Source organism: Helicobacter pylori (assembly GCF_015904775.1).
GTDB classification, from domain to species: domain Bacteria; phylum Campylobacterota; class Campylobacteria; order Campylobacterales; family Helicobacteraceae; genus Helicobacter; species Helicobacter pylori_DM.
Genome location: NZ_JADZNC010000011.1, coordinates 23,630 through 43,515, shown reverse-complemented (window position 1 = coordinate 43,515; position 19,886 = coordinate 23,630). Strand labels below are relative to the sequence as shown.

Here is a 19,886-nt window from a genome sequence, read left to right as displayed (position 1 = left end):
TCAAACCTATTCAATGATTTTAGGCACAACGAAGTAATGATCCTGGCTGTGTTTGTTGTGGCTTAAAATCTCTTTGGCGATGTTAGATTGGCTTTTAGGCTCGTCTTCTCTTAAAGGGGTGCATAGTTCTGTATCTGTTTTTAGCGCACTAGTTTCTAAAGCGAAAATGTTTTCTACAAAGCCTAAAACCTCCGCTAGATGGCCTTTAACGCTCTCTTTATGCTCGTCTTTAATCTCTAGCATGCTCAATTTTTCTAAGCGTTGCAATAATGCGTCATCAATTTGCATTCTTTTCCTTTAGTTTAAAATAGGGGTTCGTCCATCGTTGCTGGGGCTTTAATGCCCATGAGCTTTAACACGCTGCTAGCGATATTGTTCAAGGCTCCGTTTTTTATGGATTTGACTCCATTCCCTAAAACAAAGCAATACACGCTCCCGGCGGTGTGGTTGGTTAAGGGGTTTTGGTTTTCATCTTTCATGCGTTCGCAATTCCCATGATCGCTTGTTAAAAGCATGGCGTAATCCAATTCTTTAGCCAGTGAAAGGATCTCTCCTAAGCATGCATCCACCGCTTCTACCGCTTTAATACTCGCTTCAAAATTCCCTGTATGCCCCACCATGTCGCCATTGGCAAAATTCACAATGATCAAATCCGTGCCTAATCTCATTTGCTCTAACACCGCAAGGGTTACTTCTTTAGCGCTCATTTCAGGCTTTAAATCATAAGTGGTAACTTTAGGGCTTTGGATAAGCACCCGGTTTTCATTTTTAAAAGGCGTCTCCACTCCGCCATTAATGAAAAAGGTTACATGCGCGTATTTTTCAGTTTCAGCGATATGGCTTTGGGTTAGGTTGTGTTGAGACACCACTTCAGCGAGCGTGTTTTGAACGCTTTCTTTAGGGAATAAAACAGGGTAGGGGAAAGTGTTGTCATAAGGCGTCATGGTAGCGATATGGAGTTTTTTAAAAGCTTGGCGTTTAAAGCCGCTAAATTCCTTTTGACCTAAAGCGCTCACGATTTCTCTAGCCCTATCATTCCTGAAATTGATAAAAATAAAGCTTTCATCATCTTGCATGCCGCAATAATCTTTAAAACAAGCGGGCATGATAAATTCATCAGTGATATTTTTATCGTATTGGCTTTGGATATATTCGCTAGGGCTTAAAGGCGTGTGATTAAGCCCCATTAAGCTATGATACGCAAGCTCAATCCTTTCAAAGCGATTATCCCTATCCATCGCATAAAAACGGCCACCTATGGTAGCGATTTGAATGTTTTCATTGCAGATATTTTGCATTTGTTTTAAATAAGTTAAAGCGCTTTTAGGAGCGACATCGCGCCCATCGGTGATTAAATGCAGAAAGACTTTTTTATGGGATTTTTCACACTCTAAAGCCAGAGCGATAAAATGCTCAATGTGTGAATGCACGCCCCCATCGCTCATCAAACCCATAAGATGCACCACAGGGCTTTTTTGGATCGTGTTTAAAAAAGCGGGGTTGTTTTTTAAGTCATCGTTTTGAAGGCTTAAAGAAATTTTGACTAAATCCTGATAAAGCACCCTACCAGCCCCAATGCACATATGCCCCACTTCAGAGTTTCCCATTTGCCCCTTAGGTAAGCCCACGCTCAAGCCATGCGTATCAATCAAGCTATAAGGCAAGGTTTTAAACATCAAGTCATAAGTGGGTTTTTTAGCATGAAAGAATGCGTTATAGTCGCTATCTTTATAATATCCGATGCCATCAGTGATAATCAAAAGAGTTTTTTGCGCCATTTTTAAGACTTTTTAAAGCTCTTGCATGAGGGTAATGTGGTTGGCTAAAATCGCATTCCTTTGCCCTGGAGAGCAATTTTTGCACACTTCTTGTTTTTTGGAATTTTTGGAAGCGGTTTTAGCGTGGCTTTTAATATTATTTATATTATTTTTAGAGAAGCGTTTTGGACTCACTTTAGCCGGTTTTTGAGAGCGTTTTTTAGCGGGTGTGAAATCAGCACTGTTGATTTGAGCCAAATACATGGGTTTATCTTTTGCTTTTTCTGGCTTGTTGGTTATTTGCTCGCTAGTTGTCTCTTTCATTTCTTGGGATTTCTCTGCTTGGGTTTCCTCTGTTTGAGATTTTTCTATTTGAGATTTTTGGGCGGCTAAAGTTTGAGGCATGGCGTTGCCGATAGGGTCTAAATCTAGGTTGCTATTAGCGCTTTTTTGCAAGGCTTCTTCGTTGTTAGAGTAAGAATCAAAGATTTTAGATTCTTTCAAACGCCTGATCTTGTCTTGTATCTCTTCATAATATTTTTCAGCATCAGCGTTAGATTTTTCGTTTTTTTCCCAACGACTGCCCTTGTTGTAAGATTTAATCATGTCTTTTAGATTGTCATGGTAGCGTGTTTTCCAATAGAGCAACTCTTTTAAAGCCACTTCAGAAGCAAACGCATCGTCTTTAATGAGCAATTCCCCCATCACATTACGCAAAAAGGGGCTATCATTATGCCCATAGCTTTTTAGAACGCTAGGGATATACGCATGGTAAATGCCCGCACTCGGATCGGAAAAATTGATTTTATAAACCCCTGCGCATGATTCTTTCCATGCAATGCCTGCCATTTCATAGCCTAAATTTTCTTTAGAGCCGAATTGATAGGCGGCTTTTAAAACTTCTTTTTGCTTAGCGTTAAAATCTTTAAGATTATCGCAATTGGTCATCATGACTTTAGTAACGGGCGATTTGGGCTTGTTTTTAACCCCCTTAGCGGGCTTAGGCTCTGTTTTAGTGGGGCTTTCTGCTGCAACTAAGCTTAAAGATGCGCTTAAGACCGTGCCTAGCCATAAGGCTTTAAAAAGGGTGTGAGTGAGTGGGGTTAAATGTTTCAAAACGCCTACCTTTTGTATTTAAAAAATAAACTAAACTAAAAATAAATTCAAGTATAATTCTAACATGATTTAGTCTTAAAAGTGATTTTGTTTTTTAGGGAGAATTGAGATTTTGCATTCAGATGAATTGTTAGTAGAGATTTTAGTTGAAGAATTGCCCGCGCAAGCGTTATTGAATGAATATAAAGAAATGCCTAAAAAACTCCACGCTCTTTTTCAAAAACGCGCTTTAGAAGTGGGAACTATAGAGGTTTTTTACACCCCTAGGCGCTTGTGTTTGTTCGTTAAAGGCTTTCCCCTTTTAACTCAAGAAACTAAAGAGGAATTTTTTGGGCCTCCCGTTAAAATCGCATGCAACAATCAAGATAAAACGCAAGGGTTGAACGCTCTAGGTTTAGGGTTTTATCAAAAATTAGGACTAAAGGATCACCAGCATTTCCAAACAGCGTTTAAAAACAATAAAGAAGTGCTTTATCACGCTAAAATCCATGCGAAAGAGCCTACAAAAGATTTAATCATGCCCATTGTGTTAGAGTTTTTAGAGGGTTTGAATTTTGGGAAGTCTATGCGTTGGGGCAATGTGGAAAAAAGCTTTATCAGACCCATTCATAATATTTGCGTGTTGTTTAATGGGGAAAATTTTAACGATATTGAAGTTAAAGGGTATGGTTTTAAAACCAAACAAGCCACCAAAGCGCACCGACAAGAGGGTTTTGATTTTATCCAGGTGGATAGCCCTAAAGCCTATTTTGAAGTTTTAGAAAAAAACCATGTCATTTTAGACCCTAAAAAGCGCGAAGCTAAAATCTTACAAGAAATTAAAGAGCTAGAAACAAAGCATCGCATTAGCGTAGAAATAGATAGGGATTTATTAGATGAAGTTGTAGCGATCACGGAATACCCCAGCGCGCTTTTAGGGGAGTTTGACAGGGCGTTTTTAAAATTACCCAGTGAAATCATCATTACTTCCATGAAAGAAAACCAGCGCTATTTTGCAACCTTTTGTCAAAAAAGCCAAGAAGAAAGCCCAACATTACACAACGGCTTTATTGTGGTGAGTAACGCTATCAATAAAGACAAGCAAAAAATCATTGCAGGCAATCAAAAGGTTTTAAAAGCCCGTTTGAGCGATGCGGTTTTCTTTTATGAAAACGATCTCAAAAAGCCTTTAGATAACGCCCCTTTAGAGAGCGTGGTTTTTGTGCAAGGTTTAGGGACTTTAAAAGATAAAATGGAGCGCGAATCAATCATCGCTCAATATTTGACGCAAAAATATATTTCATCTTTAAACATGCCTTTAGAAAAAGCCCTTGAGTTAATTAGCCGAGCCGTTCAAATCGCTAAGGCGGATTTACTCAGTGAAGTGGTGTATGAATTTAGCGAACTTCAAGGGATCATGGGCTATTACTACGCTCTAAAACAAAACGAAAACGAGTTAGTCGCTTTGAGTGTGAAAGAGCAGTATTTGCCCGCAAGCGAAAACGCTCCCTTGCCCTCTAGTGTTTCTAGCGCGATCGTGGCTTTGAGCTTGAAATTAGACAGCTTGTTTTCTCTTTTTAGCGTGGGTAAAATCCCTAGCGGATCTAAAGATCCTTTTGCTTTAAGGCGTTTGAGTTTTGGGCTATTGAAAATCATCGCGCATTATGGGTTAGAATTTGATTTGAAAGTGGATTTAAAAAACCTCTTTCAAAAAGTGGGCGTTTATCAAAGCTTTGATTTAGAAATTTTAGAAAAGTTTTTACTGGAGCGCTTTAATAATTTAATAGATTGCAACCCCTCTATTATAAGAAGCGTGTTAAACACCAACGAGCGAGACATCGTTAAAATCATTCAAAAAGTCAAGGCCTTAAAACGCTTTTTGGACGATCCCAAGAACGCTCAAAAAAAAGAGTTGCTTTTTAGCGCTTTCAAACGCCTAGCCAATATCAATAAAGACAGAAACCCTAACGAGTCAAGCGAGTTTTCTACCCATCTTTTTAAAGAATCGCAAGAGCATGCCCTTTTTGAAGCGTTCAATGCGATCAAAACGAGCGCTTTTGAGAGTTTGGATAGCAAAATAGAGGCTTATTTCAGTTTGCATGCGCCTTTAGAAGAATATTTTAAAAGCGTGCTGGTCATGGATAAAGACATAGAAATCCAAAAAAATCGTAAAAATTTCCTATGGGATGTGTATCAAAGTTTCTTAGAAATTGGGGATATTAAAGAAATTGCGATTTAATTCTGTCAAACGCAAAGTCCGGCGTTTTTGTTTGGGGGTAGCTTTTTTAATAAGCGGTGTGGGCATGCTTGATGCGAAAACCTTTACCCTACAAGAGTTTTTTAAAGAAGTGGAAACCAATTCTATGGAGTTGATCGGCAAAAAAGCCGATTTTAAAAGCCGTTTGAATGAGCAACGCTCCGTGAATGCTTGGGATTTTCCCTATATTGATAATGAAACTTCTATGGTGAAAAACTTCCAAGGCATTATAGAAGCGCAGCCCAGAACCCTTTTAATAGTAAGACCCAAGCTCCCATGGGTGAGTTCGCTTTTATCCAAAAGCCTTTCTATTAAAACCATTCAATACGATAAAAGTTATCAATTGAGTAAAAATCTCGCTTTTATTGGCGCTAAACGCCTTTATTTGACTTATGTGATGACTAAGGAAAAGTATCAGGTGTATGTGCAACGAGAAGCGAACTTTTATTCGCAGCTCAAAATCGCTAAAGAAAAAGTTAAAGCCGGCAGCATGAGCGAAAAAGATTATATCAACTTTAATAATTCTTATTTGGAATCCAAACTCGCTAAAACCAATGTGGAAACTAAACTCATAGATTTAGAAAAGATGCTAGACACGATGCTAGCGATTGTGGAGCCGGTCAAAGAGGGGGCGCATTTTGACACTTATTTAGACCATTTGCATGATGTCAAGGTGATCGGTTTGGATTTTGAATACGTGCGCTTAGAACCTGAAGCTTTAAAGTTTAAATTGGATCGCTCGTTGTATGTGGATATTTTGGATTTGACGGCTAAAGATTATCAGGTGAATGCGAAATTGGCTAATAGAGATGTGTTTAATGCATTTGAGTTTGGGATTGGCTCTGAAAGCTATAACTCTTCCACTAACCTTTCTGTGGAAGTGCGTATCCCTTTGCCGGTAACGCCTAAAAATATCTATCAAAAGCGTAAATTCTTGGATTTGCAAAGCGGGACGCTCGCGCAAAATGAAGTGATGAAGCGAAACATTAGAATTAACGCCAACTCCTACTTAAACCAGCTCAAAACCAAAGAAGCATACATTGAAACCCAAAAAGAAGCCATTGCCAATAAGAAGCGTTTGATGGAAATGGGGCGCATCGCTTATGAAGCCCAAAAAATCGGGCTTTTTGAATACTTGATTTATCAAAATTCTTACATGGACGCTCTCATCACTCTAGCGGAAGCTAAGATCGAATACATTGATATTAGCGCGCTTTTAGAAGAGACTTTAGGGGAGAGCTTGACCAGATTAGGAGAATTGCATTGAAGCGGGCGTTATGGTGGCTTATGTTAATGGGCGTTTTTTTGGAAGCTAAAGAGTATCCAGAAATTGTTTTAGAAGAAAAAAACTTGCAACCCATGGGGTTAAAGGTGGTTAAATTAGATAAAGAGATTTTCAGTAAAGGGCTTCCTTTTAACGCTTATATTGATTTTGATAGTAAGAGTTCTGTGGTGCAGAGCTTGAGCTTTGATGCGTCTGTGGTTGCGGTTTATAAAAGAGAGGGCGAGCAGGTGAAGGCTGGAGATGCGATCTGTGAAGTGAGCTCTATTGATTTGAGCAATTTGTATTTTGAATTGCAAAACAACCAAAATAAATTAAAAATCGCTAAAGATATTACTAAAAAAGATTTAGAGCTTTATAGGGCCGGGGTGATCCCTAAAAGGGAGTATCAAACGAGCTTTCTAACCAGTGAAGAAATGGGCTTAAAAGTCAATCAACTAGAATCCACTTTTAAAAGCTTTGGCGTGGATCCTAAAAACCCTAAAGGGCAGTATGGTTTTAGGATTGTGGCTAGAGATGGCGGTCTTTTAGCGTTAGCGCCTAAAAATGTGGGCGAGAAGATTTTGGCTTTCACTAGTTATGTGCGTATTTCAAAAAGCGATGATTTGATCGCTCAAATCAAATTGCCTGTAGGCGTTTCTAAATCCATTAAAAGGGATTCGCCGGTCTATAATGAAGAGGGGGAAAAAATCGGAAAGATCCAAAGCGTTTCGGTGGTGTTAGATAAAGGCTCTAACACGATTTTAGCCACCGCTTTATTAGATGAGGGCAATTACCATGTGGGGGAAATGGTAGAAATGTATATTCAAGGCTCTCAACCCAAAGACTCCGTTTTAATCCCTTCAAACGCTTTAATCAGAAACGGGAAGGATTACCTGGTGTTTGTGAGAACGCCTAAAGGTTTTAGGCCTGTGGTGGTTCAAGTTTTAGAAGAGCGCAGCAAGATTTTTATCGTGAACGCTCAAAATTTACACCCCAATGACAGCGTGGCAGTGGGGTCATTGATAGGGTTAAAAGGCATGATCAACAATCTAGGGGAAGAATGATGCTCGCTTCCATTATTGAATTTTCCTTACGCCAAAGAGTGATCGTGATTGTTGGTGCGATTCTTGTTTTGTTTTTTGGGACTTATAGTTTTATCCACACTCCAGTAGACGCTTTCCCGGATATTTCGCCCACTCAAGTTAAAATCATTTTAAAACTCCCCGGCTCTAGCCCTGAAGAAATGGAAAATAACATCGTGCGCCCTTTAGAATTAGAGCTTTTAGGCTTGAAAGGGCAAAAATCTTTAAGGAGCGTTTCAAAATATTCTATTTCAGACATCACGATAGATTTTGATGACAGCGTGGATATTTATTTAGCGAGGAATATTGTTAATGAACGCTTGAGCAGCGTGATGAAAGATTTACCCGTTGGGGTTGAAGGGGGCATGGCACCCATTGTTACGCCCTTATCGGACATTTTTATGTTCACCATTGATGGCAATATCACCGAAATAGAAAAACGACAGCTTTTAGACTTTGTGATCCGCCCGCAATTAAGAATGATTAGCGGCGTGGCGGATGTCAATTCTATTGGAGGCTTTAGTAAAGCGTTTGTGATCGTGCCGGATTTTAATGACATGGCAAGGCTTGGGGTGAGTATTTCTGATTTAGAATCGGCTGTGAGAGTGAATTTAAGAAACAGCGGAGCGGGGCGTGTGGATAGGGATGGCGAGACTTTTTTAGTCAAAATCCAAACCGCTTCTTTGAGTTTAGAAGACATTGGCAAAATCACCGTTTCCACGAATTTAGGGCATTTGCACATTAAGGATTTTGCGAAAGTCATCAGCCAGTCTCGCACCCGATTAGGGTTTGTCACTAAAGATGGCGTGGGCGAGACCACAGAAGGATTAGTGCTTTCTTTAAAAGACGCTAACACCAAAGAAATCATCACTCAAGTGTATCAAAAACTAGAAGAATTAAAACCTTTTTTACCGAATGGCGTGTCCATTAATGTTTTTTATGATCGCTCAGAATTCACGCAAAAAGCCATTGCCACCGTTTCTAAAACCCTCATTGAAGCCGTTGTTTTAATCATCATCACGCTTTTTTTATTTTTAGGGAATTTGAGGGCGAGCGTGGCTGTGGGGGTGATTTTACCCTTAAGCTTGTCCGTGGCGTTTATTTTTATCAAGCTCAATAATTTGACTTTAAATTTGATGAGTTTGGGGGGGCTGATTATCGCTATAGGGATGCTCATTGACTCAGCCGTGGTGGTGGTGGAAAACGCTTTTGAAAAATTGAGCGCTAACACTAAAACCACTAAACTCCATGCGATCTATCGCTCTTGTAAAGAAATCGCTGTTTCAGTGGTGAGCGGGGTGGTGATTATTATGGTGTTTTTTGTGCCGATTTTAACCTTGCAGGGGTTAGAGGGCAAGATGTTTAGGCCTTTAGCGCAAAGCATTGTGTATGCGCTTTTAGGCACTTTAGTGTTATCTATCACTATCATTCCTGTAGTGAGCTCTCTTGTCTTAAAAGCCACGCCCCATAGCGAAACCTTTTTAACGAGATTTTTAAACAGAATCTATGCCCCTTTATTGGATTTTTTTGTGCGTAACCCTAAAAAAGTGATTTTAGGAGCGTTTGTGTTTTTGATCGCAAGCCTTTCTTTATTCCCTTTTGTGGGGAAGAATTTCATGCCCGCTTTAGATGAGGGCGATGTGGTTTTGAGCGTGGAAACCACCCCTTCTATTTCCTTAGATCAATCCAAAGATCTCATGTTAAACATTGAAAGCGCGATTAAAAAGCATGTCAAGGAAGTTAAAAGCATTGTCGCGCGCACAGGGAGCGATGAATTGGGGCTGGATTTGGGGGGATTGAATCAAACCGATACTTTTATTTCCTTTATTCCTAAAAAAGAATGGAGCGTGAAAAATAAAGACAAATTGTTAGAAAAAATCATGGATTCTTTAAAAGACTTTAAGGGGATTAACTTTTCTTTCACCCAACCCATTGAAATGAGGATTTCTGAAATGCTTACAGGGGTTAGGGGGGATTTAGCGGTTAAGATTTTTGGAGATGATATTAGCACCTTAAACGAGTTGAGTTTTCAAATTGCGCAAGTTTTAAAAGGGATTAAAGGATCTAGTGAAGTTTTAACCACGCTTAATGAGGGCGTGAATTACTTGTATGTAACGCCCAATAAAGAATCGATGGCGGATGTGGGGATCACTAGCGATGAATTTTCCAAGTTTTTAAAATCCGCTTTAGAGGGTTTGATCGTGGATGTGATCCCTACAGGGATTTCACGCACGCCAGTGATGATCCGCCAAGAGAGCGATTTTGCAAGCTCTATCACAAAGATTAAAAGTTTGGCCTTGACTTCAAAATATGGCGTTTTAGTGCCTATCACTTCTATCGCCAAAATTGAAGAAGTGGATGGCCCTGTTTCTATCGTGCGCGAAAATTCAAGGCGCATGAGCGTGGTTCGCAGTAATGTGGTGGGGCGCGATTTAAACTCTTTCGTAGAAGAGGCTAAAAAAGTCATCGCTCAAAATGTCAAGCTCCCTCCTAGCTACTATATCACTTATGGGGGGCAGTTTGAAAACCAGCAACGGGCCAATAAAAGGCTCTCCACCGTTATCCCTTTAAGCATCTTAGCGATTTTTTTCATCCTTTTTTTCACTTTTAAAAGCATTCCTTTAGCTTTGCTCATTCTTTTGAATATCCCTTTTGCGGTTACCGGAGGGCTTATTGCGTTGTTTGTGGTAGGGGAATATATTTCAGTGCCAGCGAGCGTGGGCTTTATCGCTCTTTTTGGGATTGCGGTTTTAAACGGCGTGGTGATGATAGGCTATTTTAAAGAGCTTCTCTTGCAAGGAAAAAGCGTAGAAGAATGCGTTTTATTGGGCGCTAAAAGGCGTTTGAGGCCGGTTTTAATGACCGCTTGCATTGCCGGTTTGGGTTTGATACCTTTATTATTTTCTCATAGCGTGGGATCCGAAGTCCAAAAACCTTTAGCGATCGTGGTGCTTGGAGGTTTGGTTACCTCAAGCGCTCTAACCTTACTCTTACTGCCGCCCATGTTCATGCTCATCGCTAAAAAGATTAAAATCAATTAAGGGATTTCACATGCTCGCTTTAGAAATTTATATTGATATTTGCTTGAAAGATGCTTTAATAGATTATTTATTTGAAAAAGGCTTTGATGATTTTTTTTATGTGGAATGCTATAAATACGCCGCTTCTTCGCTGCTTTTAAGCCAAAAAGAGCAGGTGAGCGGGCGTAAAGACTACGCTAAATTCAAGCTTTTTTTAAGCGAGGAAGTCGCTTTACCTCTAGCAAAAGCACTAAAAAATCAGTTCGCTTCTAAAGAAATGAAATTGTTTTATTCTCAAACGCATGGGTTGTAGAATACTTGTTTAAGCGATAGTTTCTTAAAGTGGGGGAAGGGTTTGAGCTAAAAAGAAAGAAATCGGGCTTTATAAAAAATTTCTACAATCAAATAAAATGTAAGGCAATAAAAATGCTTGAAGCATTTTTTGCAATCAAATATCAAAAGAGCTTGATGTTAATCAAGCGATAATTCTTTAAGCGGTCTTGGGGGATAGGGGGTTTTTAAGGGGGTTAAGGGGGGGGTTATCGCAAAATCCCCCCTCATCCCCTTAAGGAAAGAAGTTTGACCATATCAAAATGAAAGAAAAAACGAGTTTTTGATTAATAAAAAGAACCTTGAATAGAGTATCAAAATTGAGTATAATGAGAGCCATTAAATGGTGCTAGGAGTTTGTAATGGTTGTTATTCTTAAAAATTCGCTCTCTCTCTAGTCAGCCGCTTTATCTTTTCACCCCCATATAAACCCATACCCATATAAACCCTATTCATATTTTAGGGATTTTTGCGTCTGATTTAGATTTTAATTTTTAATTTTAAAGGATTGGTAATGATTTTACGCACGCAAACGAATTTCGTGGAGTTTTTAGAACAGGTTTTAGAAGTTTTAAAAGAAGTGGAGATCGATAAAACAGAATGCTCTACTCTTTTAGCAAGCGTTCAAAAACAACAGCTTGTGATACCCGTTGTGGGGAATTTTAGTGCAGGCAAAAGCACGCTATTAAACCGCTTTTTAGGCAGTAGCGTTTTGCCTACCGGTATCACGCCAGAGACTTCTTTAGCCACTGAATTACATTATAGCGCTAATGAACGCATAGAGGCTTTTTCAAACAATGATGAAAAAACAGAGAGTTTTGAACTGAATGAGCAAAGTTTTGAGGCGATTAAAGACAATGCCACGAAGTATTCCTACCTTAAGGTTTATTTGAATAATGAAGCTTTGAAAAACAGCGCTCCTTTAGTGTTTGTGGATATGCCAGGGTTTGATAGCCCCATTTCAAGCCACACCCATGCCATTTTGGAATATTTGGAAAGGGGCGTGCATTTTGTCATTCTTGCAAGCGTAGAAGAGGGTAACCTTACTAAACGCATGGTTAGGGAATTAAAAAACCTTTTAGAGTTTGACAAAGGCCTTAGCTTTATTTTGAGTAAAACGAATTTAAGAACGCCCTCGCAAGTGGGAGAAATCTCTCGCTACATTCAAGATCAAATCCAAGATCACCTTGATTTGACAACGCATCTTATTTATTCCAATAAAGACAATAACGCTCTTTTAGAGGTAGCGGATAAAATAGACGCTGAAAAGCTTTTTAGCGCTTTGTATTTGAAACGATTGAAGTTTTTAAATTCCCAGTTACAAAATAGCCTAAAAAGCGTGATTAAAAGCTTTGATTACTCTAAAGAAAAGGCTTTAGAAGAAATACAAGCTTTGGATTTGAGCGTTAAAGACATTGAAAAAACCTATGAAAAATTAAGGGCTAATTTAGAAGAAAAATATTCTAGCGTGGCTGTAAATTCTGTGGTTAAAAAAGTGGTAGAAGAGGTCAGGGAGCAAAAATCCTATTTAGCCTCTTTAATCAACAAGCCTAACGAGTTCAATAGCGAAATAGAAAGCATCATGCAACAAAGCTTGATCAAAAACGCTAAATTAGAGATTGAAAAGATCAACCTTTCTTTTTCAAAAGATTTTTGTGCAGAATTTGCAAGCTTGAACAACACGCAGCTTTCTAGCGGTTTTTCTGTAAATTTAGAGCATAGCCTTGAACTAGGGATCAACGCCTTAAGCGTGATTTTAGCCAAAAACCCGGTTACAAGGCCCTTCGCGCTGATTTTGCAAGGGTTAAAACCTCTTTTAAAAGATTTATTGACATTGTTGCCCAATATCATCGCTTCATTCTTTAGAAACGAGGAAAAAGAGCGGGCGAAATTAGAAAATCTGATTGGAGCAAAAGTGATACCAGAGGTTCAATACAATCTTAAAAAAGTTTTACCGGGCTTGTTTAATGAATGCTTGGAAAATTCCCTAAAAGGTTTAAAAGATCGGTGCGAATTAGAAATCACGCATAAAAAACAAGAAATCGCGCTCGCTCAAAAGGAAAAAGAAAAACACCTAAACGATCTAGAAGCACAAAAACAAATCTTAGAAAACAAGATCAACGCTTTAAGCGATCTAGAACAACAATATTTAAAGGATTAATAATGAACGCTCAAGAACTCATTCAAAAAAGCGCTTTAATTGAAAAAACGCTAAAAGAACAAGGCTTACAAGAAAAAGCGATGCCTTTTATGAGCGATAACGCTGTGATCAAAACCGAAGAGTTAGAGAAAACGCTAAAAGAAATGCAGGCTGAAGATAGGGATCTTAAAGTCGGTATCATCGGGCGCGTGAAAGCGGGTAAAAGCTCGCTCTTAAACGCTTTGATTTTTGAGGGTGTAGAGGTTTTACCCAAAGCGGCAACGCCCATGACCGCTAGCCTTACCATTTTAAAATACGCTCAAAATCTGAGCGCTGAAGTGGAGTTTTATAGCCCAAAGGATATTGCAGAGCTTGAAAACGAACATGAAAGGTATGTAAGGGAGTTTAACAGGATTGTTGAAGAAGAAATCAAAAAACAAAAAGAAAAACAGAGCTTGGCAAATAGGGCTAAAGAGGGAATTAAGAGTCTTAGCAACAAGCTTAGCAGAAACAAAAACCCTGAAGCAGTGCCCAAAGAGAGGGTTTTAAGCGATGAAGAAATAGTAAAAAGGGCTGAAAGGATCGCTAAAGATAAATTAAAAGGGGACGAAAAACTCGTTTCATCATACGATCAATGCGAAAAAATGAAAAAAAGCGGTTTGCTCAACACGAAAAACTTAGATCCGCGCATTCAAGCCAACAGCTTACAAGAGCTGAATCAAAAATTGCTCCAGTTCGTGGGCGCGGACGGGAAGTATATGCCCTACACTAAAGCGGTGCAAATTTCTTTGAATAACCCCAATCTTAAAGATTTGGAAGTGATTGACACCCCGGGTGTGAACGATCCGGTTGTCTCAAGAGAGGCACGCACCAAAGCCTTATTGAAAGATTGCGATGTGGTGTTTATCATAAGCCCTTCTAATCAGTTTTTAACGGATAGCGATATGGATTTGTTTGACAGGGTTTCTAATAAAGAAGGCCTTCAAGAAATTTATTTCGTGGCAAGCCAAGCCGACAGCGCCGTTCTTTCTATGAGTGAAGTGGAAAAATCCAACCAACACCTCCCTACAGCCTTAGAAAACGCGCAAAAATCCCTTTCATCTCAATTAAATAATATCATGGGAGCGTTGATTCAAAACTACCCTAACCAACGAAAGGTTTTTGAAAAAGCAATCAAAAATGGCGTCATTTTGGCTTCAGGGGTTTGCTTTAGCATGCACAAAGATTTTAATAACCAAGCTTCTTGGGAAAGAAGCCAAAAAACAGAAGAGTATCACAACGCCTTACGGAATTTAAAAGATTCTTACCCTGACGCTTTTAGTAGCGATGACAAGTCTAAAGAAAGCTTACTATTTTTAAGCAATATGGGCGCGATTGAAGAGCGTTTAGAAAAAGCCGCAAAAGAGAAAGAAAAAATCATTCCTCAAAAATTGCAAGGTTATGCACAGAGCCAAGCCAACAACCTCCATAAATTCATAGCGCAGTTGTTGCAAGACCTGGAAGAAGAAAAAAAGAGGGTTAAAAACGCTGATATGGGCGTTATTAAAAAGCAAATAGAGGCTTATCAAAAACTCTCTGGTAACATTGAAATGAAATTTAGGGAAGCGTATGAAGAATTTATCCTGCATTTCATCAACAAGATTAGAGCTGGCTTGGAAGAAACATTGAAGAAAGCTATCCAAACGGCTAAAACGCGCTCTAGAGAAGAAGAGGAAGAAGAGCGTTACACTGAAAGAGTGAAGCAAGGCGGTGCTTGGGGGAGCTTTAAAAGGAATTTTTTGTTTTGGGCTGATGATGATGCGGGCTATGATGAAGTAGAACGCACAAGAGCAGTCATTAAAGCCGGAGCGGTGCTTGACTATTTGACAGAGATGCATGAACGCTGTGAAAGCGCTTTGAATGACAGCGCTAATTCTTTTAAAGTCGTTTTCAAAAAAGAACTCTACGCTAAAGTCTTTAAGCAATTGCGCGAAATCATCTCTGATGATTTGATTGATGAGGTGGCTTTCAAAAGAAGCGTGGATGCTGTTTTAGATTCCATTGAATTTAAAGAGTTTGATTATGCTGATAAGCTTCCTGGCGAGATAAGGGGGAAAACGGGCTTTTTAAAAGGCGATAAAGCTAATGCTTTCATACAAAGCGTGGGGAATTATGTGAGGAATTTTGAAGCTGAGGCTAAACAAGATGTGAAAGGCTATATCCAAGGTTTAAGAGAGGCTTTAGAAAGGCAAAACTTCGCCAGCGATACGCTTCAAAAACTTAAAGAAAACATGCAAAACTTGCAACATCAAGCGCAAAACAAAGAACAATCCATCGCTCAATTAGACGCAAAAATCCAAGCTTTAAAGTGGATCCAATGAGTATTAATTTTTTTAAGGGCATTTTTAATAACAATAGCAAGGCTGAAAACCACCACAATACAGAGGGCTTAGAGGAGCGCTACGATTTGATCGCTCGTATTTTAAACGCTAAAACAAACAATGAAGGGCTAGAAGAATACCAGAGCGTCTTAGACAACGAGTTTTTAGAGTTCGCTAGCGGCGTGGATTCGCTCAAAGAAAAGGAAATAGCGTTACTGACGCTCCAAGAAATCCAAAAAGAATTGCAATTAGTGGCGAGCTACCCTAGTTTGTTCCAAAAAACCATCGTTGCGGTGGGGGGAGGGTTTAGCGCGGGCAAATCCACTTTTTTAAACAACTTGTTGGGCTTGAAATTAAAACTCCCTGAAGACATAGATCCCACCACAGCTATCCCCACTTATTGCTTAAAGGGTAAAAAAGAGGTTTTAATGGGGTTTTCTCAAAATGGGGGCATGGTGGAATTACCACATCTCGCTTTTGACCATCAGTTTTTAAAATCCCTTGGCTTTAATTTGAAAGAGATCATGCCTTTCATGCTCTTAAGCGCTCCTAGCGTGCCTTTTGAATTTTTATGCTTCATAGACACGCCTGGCTATAACCCCGGCAATCAAGGCTATACGGGTGGGGACAAAGAAGCCTCTAAAGAATCCCTAAAGCACGCCAAACACATTTTATGGCTTATTAGTTGCGAGCGTGGGGGCATTGAAAGCGATGATTTAGAGTTTTTGCAAGAATTATACGAAGAAGGCAAGCAGGTTTTTATCGTATTGAGTAGGGCTGATAGGCGCACCAAAAGCCAATTAGAAGTAGTCGCTAAACAAATTAGAGAAACTTTAAAAGATCATGGCATTGAGTTTTTAGGGATTGGCGCTTATAGCTCTACAAGGTATCAAGAAATTAAAGAGTTCAGCGAAAAAAGCCATGTTTTTAACTCGCTTGAGGAATTTCTAATGAAGTTAAATCAAAGGAGCGAGAAACAAAACGAAATTTTAGGGTATTTATACGAGGTGCATTCCATGTATGAAAAGGCTATTGAGCAAGACGCTAGCCAATTCAAACGCTACCAAAAGGCTTTGCATTCTGTCAAATTGGATTTGATGCAAAAAGGCTTTGATGATTTCAACGATGCTACCTTTAATAAAATTCATTCGCTCAAAAAAGAATTTTCTGAGAAAGAAGAATCCAAAAGAGAGAGTTTAGCGCAATTGAACGAAGTGATCAGCTTATTTAAGGAAAGCATTGATAAGGTTTTTGATCGCGTGAGCGCTTTCACTTTTGAAAAATACAAAGAACAAAACGACGACGAAGAGGATGACGAAGCAAACTACAGGGAATTTGAAGAAATCAAAGAAATGGTGCTGTATTTCAGGGACTGGTGCATGTTTCATTTAGATTGGTATGAATTGAGTGAAGAATAAATCCAAGAAATTAGAGATAATTTAGATAAATGCAATGAGTTACTCCAACTAGATTATTCTTTAAAAAATCTACAAAGGCTTAGAGAATTTAAAGAAGAAGAGAACAATGACTATCAAGAGTCTTTAAACGATGAGGAGCTTCAAAACGATTTGCGGGAGTGGAGGCGATCAAAAAATTAACAAAATAACAATAAAGCTTTCAATACGAATGATACGAATTTATTTGAAACTATTCGGGCAGTTATTGCTGATCAGTTGAACATAGATGTATCACAAGTTACGCCAGAAGCGAAATTTGTGAAGGATTTGGGTGTGGACTCTTTAGATATTATGGAATTGATCATGGCGTTAGAAGAAAGGTTTGGCATTGAGATTCCTGATGAGCAAGCGGAAAAAATCGTCAATGTGGGCGATGTAATGAGATATATTGAGAAACAACTAATTTAACGCTTTTTAATTTTAAAATATTATTTAATATGTATATGTTTTAATCAAAGACAGCGTTTTGAATGTAAGGGCTATTTTAAACTTATTATTGTAAAATGGTGAGTTTTACAATCAATGAGATTAGGAATTTAATGGAAATTGCAGTATTTGGTGGCGGGGCGTGGGGGAGAGCTTTAGCCTTTGCTTTTGGAGAAAAGAATGAAGTCAAAATCATTTCAAGGCGGGATTTAAACGAGCCTCTAAAAAAGCTCAATGACGCCTTGATTTCTAAAGGTTCTGCCCCCATAGAGCAAGTGGATTTACAAAGAGGCCTAAAAGCAGTGCTCTATGTCATCGCTATTAGCGTGCAGCATTTAAGGGAATGGTTCCAAAACGCTTCTTTACCCAAAAACGCTAAGGTTTTAATCGCTTCTAAAGGGATAGAGGTTTTAAACAGGGCGTTTGTGAGCGAGATCGCAAAGGATTTTATCGATCCTAATTCTTTGTGTTTTTTAGCGGGGCCGAGTTTTGCGGCTGAAATCGTTCAGGGCCTGCCTTGCGCGCTAGTCATTCATTCTAATAATCAGGCTTTAGCGCTAGAATTTGCCAATAAAACCCCCTCTTTTATCAGAGCCTACGCCCAACAAGACATCATAGGGGGTGAAATCGCCGGCGCGTATAAAAACGTGATAGCCATTGCGGGGGGGGTTTGTGATGGCTTGAAATTAGGCAATAGCGCTAAAGCGAGTTTATTGTCTAGGGGTTTAGTGGAAATGCAACGCTTTGGGGCGTTCTTTGGGGGCAAGACAGAGACTTTTTTAGGGCTTTCTGGGGCTGGGGATTTGTTTTTAACCGCTAATTCTATTTTATCTAGGAATTATCGTGTGGGCTTGGGGCTAGCCCAAAACAAGCCTTTAGAGGTGGTTTTAGAAGAATTGGGCGAAGTGGCTGAAGGGGTGAAAACGACCAACGCCATTGTGGAAATCGCTAGAAAATACGGCATTTATACGCCCATTGCGAGCGAACTAGCCTTGCTTTTAAAGGGTAAGAGTGTGCTAGAGAGCATGAACGATTTGATCAGACGCGCTTAAAAGGAAAGAGAGCATGCAAGATTTTTCAAGTTTATTATTAAAATTACAAGAGTATTGGAAGAATCAAGGCTGTTTGGTGATCCAGCCTTATGATATTCCTGCAGGAGCCGGGACATTTCATCCGGCAACGCTTTTAAGGAGTTTGGATAAAAAGCCGTGGAATGTGGCGTATGTCGCGCCCTCTAGAAGGCCTACTGATGGGCGCTATGGGGAAAACCCTAACCGCTTGGGGAGTTATTACCAATTTCAGGTGGTCATCAAGCCTAGCCCTTCTAATATCCAGGAACTCTATTTAAAAAGCTTGGAAGTGTTAGGGATAAACCTTAATGAGCATGATATACGATTTGTAGAAGACAATTGGGAGAGTCCGACTTTAGGGGCATGGGGGCTTGGCTGGGAAGTGTGGCTTGATGGCATGGAGGTTACGCAATTCACTTATTTCCAGCAAGTGGGGGGCATTCCTTGCAGCCCTATCCCAGTGGAGATCACTTACGGCTTAGAAAGATTGGCGATGTATGTCCAAAAAGTGGAAAATATCCTAGAGATTGAATGGGATAAAAAGGATAATGAAAGCGTGCGTTATATGCAAGTGCATTTAGAAAGCGAATACGAATTCAGCAAGTATCATTTTGAAATAGCGAGCGTAACAAGGCTATTAGAAATGTTTAAAAACGCCCAAGCCGAAGCCTTGCATTGCTTAAAAAACAAGCTCCCCTTGCCGGCTTATGATTTTGTGATGCTATGCTCGCATTTTTTCAATATTTTAGACGCTAGAAAAGCGATTTCGGTGGCTGAAAGGCAAAATTATATTTTACAAATCAGGGATTTAGCCAAAGGGTGCGCGCTTCTTTACAAAGAGCAAGAAGAAGAAAGAGAAGAGCGTTTAAAAAAAGCTTTAACAAAGGCTTAAAATGGCGTTAGTTAAGGAAGTGTTGGAAATTTTGAACCGCCTTTCGCCTTTTGAACTCCAAGAATTGTGGGATAATAGCGGGTTGAATGTGGGGAGTGAAAATAGCGAGTTTAGCGAGATTATCGCATGCTTAGAAATCACGCTTCAAATCGCTCTAAACGCTCCCAAAAACGCCCTAATCATCACGCACCACCCTTTAATTTTCAAGCCCTTAAAAACGCTAAATTATGAGGCTTATCCGGGGAATATTTTAAAAATCTTAATCCAAAAAAACATTTCAGTCATCAGCATGCACACGAATTTTGACAAAACGCATTTAAACAAGCATTTCGCGCACGCGCTTTTAGGGTTTGATGGCTTGATGGAAAAAGGCCTTATGTTAGTGAAAGAAAACGCTAATATAGAATTTGATGCGCTTGTAGAAAGGATTAAATCTTCTTTAGGGGTGGGATCCTTAGCGTGTGTCAAAAGTTCTCAAATGATTAAAGATTTAGCGTTTGTGTGCGGATCGGGGGCGTCCATGTTTTCTTCTTTAAAAGCGCAAAGCTGTTTGATTACAGGCGATGTGAAATACCATGACGCTATGATCGCTCAATCTTTAGGGATAAGCTTGATTGACGCCACGCATTATTATAGCGAAAGGGGTTTTGCACTCATTGTGGCTGAAATTTTGCATTCTTTTAATTATTTGGTTACAATAGAGAATTTTAAAAACCCCTTGCAAATCATTTAAAGG

Annotated in this window: 13 protein-coding genes and 1 pseudogene; 11 read left to right on the top strand and 3 right to left on the bottom strand. The window is 39.4% G+C overall.

All coding sequences use genetic code 11. The annotated features are described in order from the left end of the window. Nucleotides 1-6: 6 nt before the first annotated feature. From gatC to I6852_RS06120, 3 genes are read right to left on the bottom strand one after another with little or no spacing between them, the layout of a single operon-like run. A complete protein-coding gene (gene gatC / locus I6852_RS06130; RefSeq protein ID WP_197291778.1) occupies nt 7-288 on the bottom strand; it encodes an Asp-tRNA(Asn)/Glu-tRNA(Gln) amidotransferase subunit GatC in 282 nt (93 codons plus the stop codon). A gap of 14 nt (nt 289-302) precedes the next feature. Beyond that, nucleotides 303-1,778, bottom strand: a complete 1,476-nt coding sequence (gene gpmI, locus I6852_RS06125) for a 2,3-bisphosphoglycerate-independent phosphoglycerate mutase (RefSeq protein ID WP_197291779.1) — start codon at nt 1,776-1,778, stop codon at nt 303-305. Between the two features lie 12 nt (nt 1,779-1,790). Next, on the bottom strand, nt 1,791-2,873 hold the full coding sequence (locus I6852_RS06120; RefSeq protein WP_197291806.1) for a hypothetical protein: 1,083 nt from the start codon (nt 2,871-2,873) through the stop codon (nt 1,791-1,793). A 112-nt stretch (nt 2,874-2,985) separates the two neighbouring features. Between I6852_RS06120 and glyS the strand changes: the two genes are divergently transcribed. The 11 genes and pseudogenes from glyS to I6852_RS06065 all read left to right on the top strand — a co-directional run bounded on the left by glyS (nt 2,986) and on the right by I6852_RS06065 (nt 19,883). Beyond that, nucleotides 2,986-5,091: a glycine--tRNA ligase subunit beta gene (glyS, locus tag I6852_RS06115; RefSeq protein WP_197291780.1), complete on the top strand. Its 2,106-nt coding sequence runs from the start codon at nt 2,986-2,988 to the stop codon at nt 5,089-5,091. After that, on the top strand, nt 5,081-6,376 hold the full coding sequence (locus I6852_RS06110; RefSeq protein ID WP_197291781.1) for a TolC family protein: 1,296 nt from the start codon (nt 5,081-5,083) through the stop codon (nt 6,374-6,376). The genes glyS and I6852_RS06110 overlap by 11 nt, the downstream gene beginning before the upstream one ends. Then, entirely contained in the window at nt 6,373-7,437 is a 1,065-nt protein-coding gene (locus I6852_RS06105; protein WP_197291782.1) for an efflux RND transporter periplasmic adaptor subunit, read from the top strand. Before I6852_RS06110 ends, I6852_RS06105 begins: the two co-directional genes overlap by 4 nt. Further along, a complete protein-coding gene (locus I6852_RS06100) occupies nt 7,437-10,496 on the top strand; it encodes an efflux RND transporter permease subunit (protein ID WP_197291801.1) in 3,060 nt (1,019 codons plus the stop codon). The genes I6852_RS06105 and I6852_RS06100 overlap by 1 nt, the downstream gene beginning before the upstream one ends. A 10-nt stretch (nt 10,497-10,506) precedes the next feature. Next, nucleotides 10,507-10,788: a DUF3240 family protein gene (locus I6852_RS06095; protein WP_000880322.1), complete on the top strand. Its 282-nt coding sequence runs from the start codon at nt 10,507-10,509 to the stop codon at nt 10,786-10,788. Nucleotides 10,789-11,319: 531 nt separating this feature from the next. Then, the gene (locus tag I6852_RS06090; RefSeq protein WP_197291783.1) at nt 11,320-12,966 is read left to right on the top strand and encodes a dynamin-like GTPase family protein; all 1,647 of its coding nucleotides are present in this window, start codon (nt 11,320-11,322) and stop codon (nt 12,964-12,966) included. Nucleotides 12,967-12,968: 2 nt separating this feature from the next. After that, nucleotides 12,969-15,305, top strand: coding sequence for a dynamin family protein (locus I6852_RS06085; RefSeq protein ID WP_197291784.1), 2,337 nt, complete (start codon nt 12,969-12,971; stop codon nt 15,303-15,305). Continuing rightward, a pseudogene (gene acpP / locus I6852_RS06080) lies at nt 15,302-17,170 on the top strand (acyl carrier protein). The gene I6852_RS06085 and the pseudogene acpP overlap by 4 nt, the downstream one beginning before the upstream one ends. 131 nt (nt 17,171-17,301) lie before the next feature. Next, complete coding sequence (locus I6852_RS06075; RefSeq protein WP_079357176.1) at nt 17,302-18,240, top strand: NAD(P)H-dependent glycerol-3-phosphate dehydrogenase; 939 nt, start codon at nt 17,302-17,304, stop codon at nt 18,238-18,240. Nucleotides 18,241-18,253: 13 nt separating this feature from the next. After that, complete coding sequence (glyQ, locus tag I6852_RS06070) at nt 18,254-19,150, top strand: glycine--tRNA ligase subunit alpha (RefSeq protein ID WP_197291785.1); 897 nt, start codon at nt 18,254-18,256, stop codon at nt 19,148-19,150. A 1-nt stretch (nt 19,151) separates the two neighbouring features. Next, nucleotides 19,152-19,883: a GTP cyclohydrolase I gene (locus I6852_RS06065; protein ID WP_197291786.1), complete on the top strand. Its 732-nt coding sequence runs from the start codon at nt 19,152-19,154 to the stop codon at nt 19,881-19,883. The last annotated feature ends 3 nt before the right edge of the window (nt 19,884-19,886 follow it).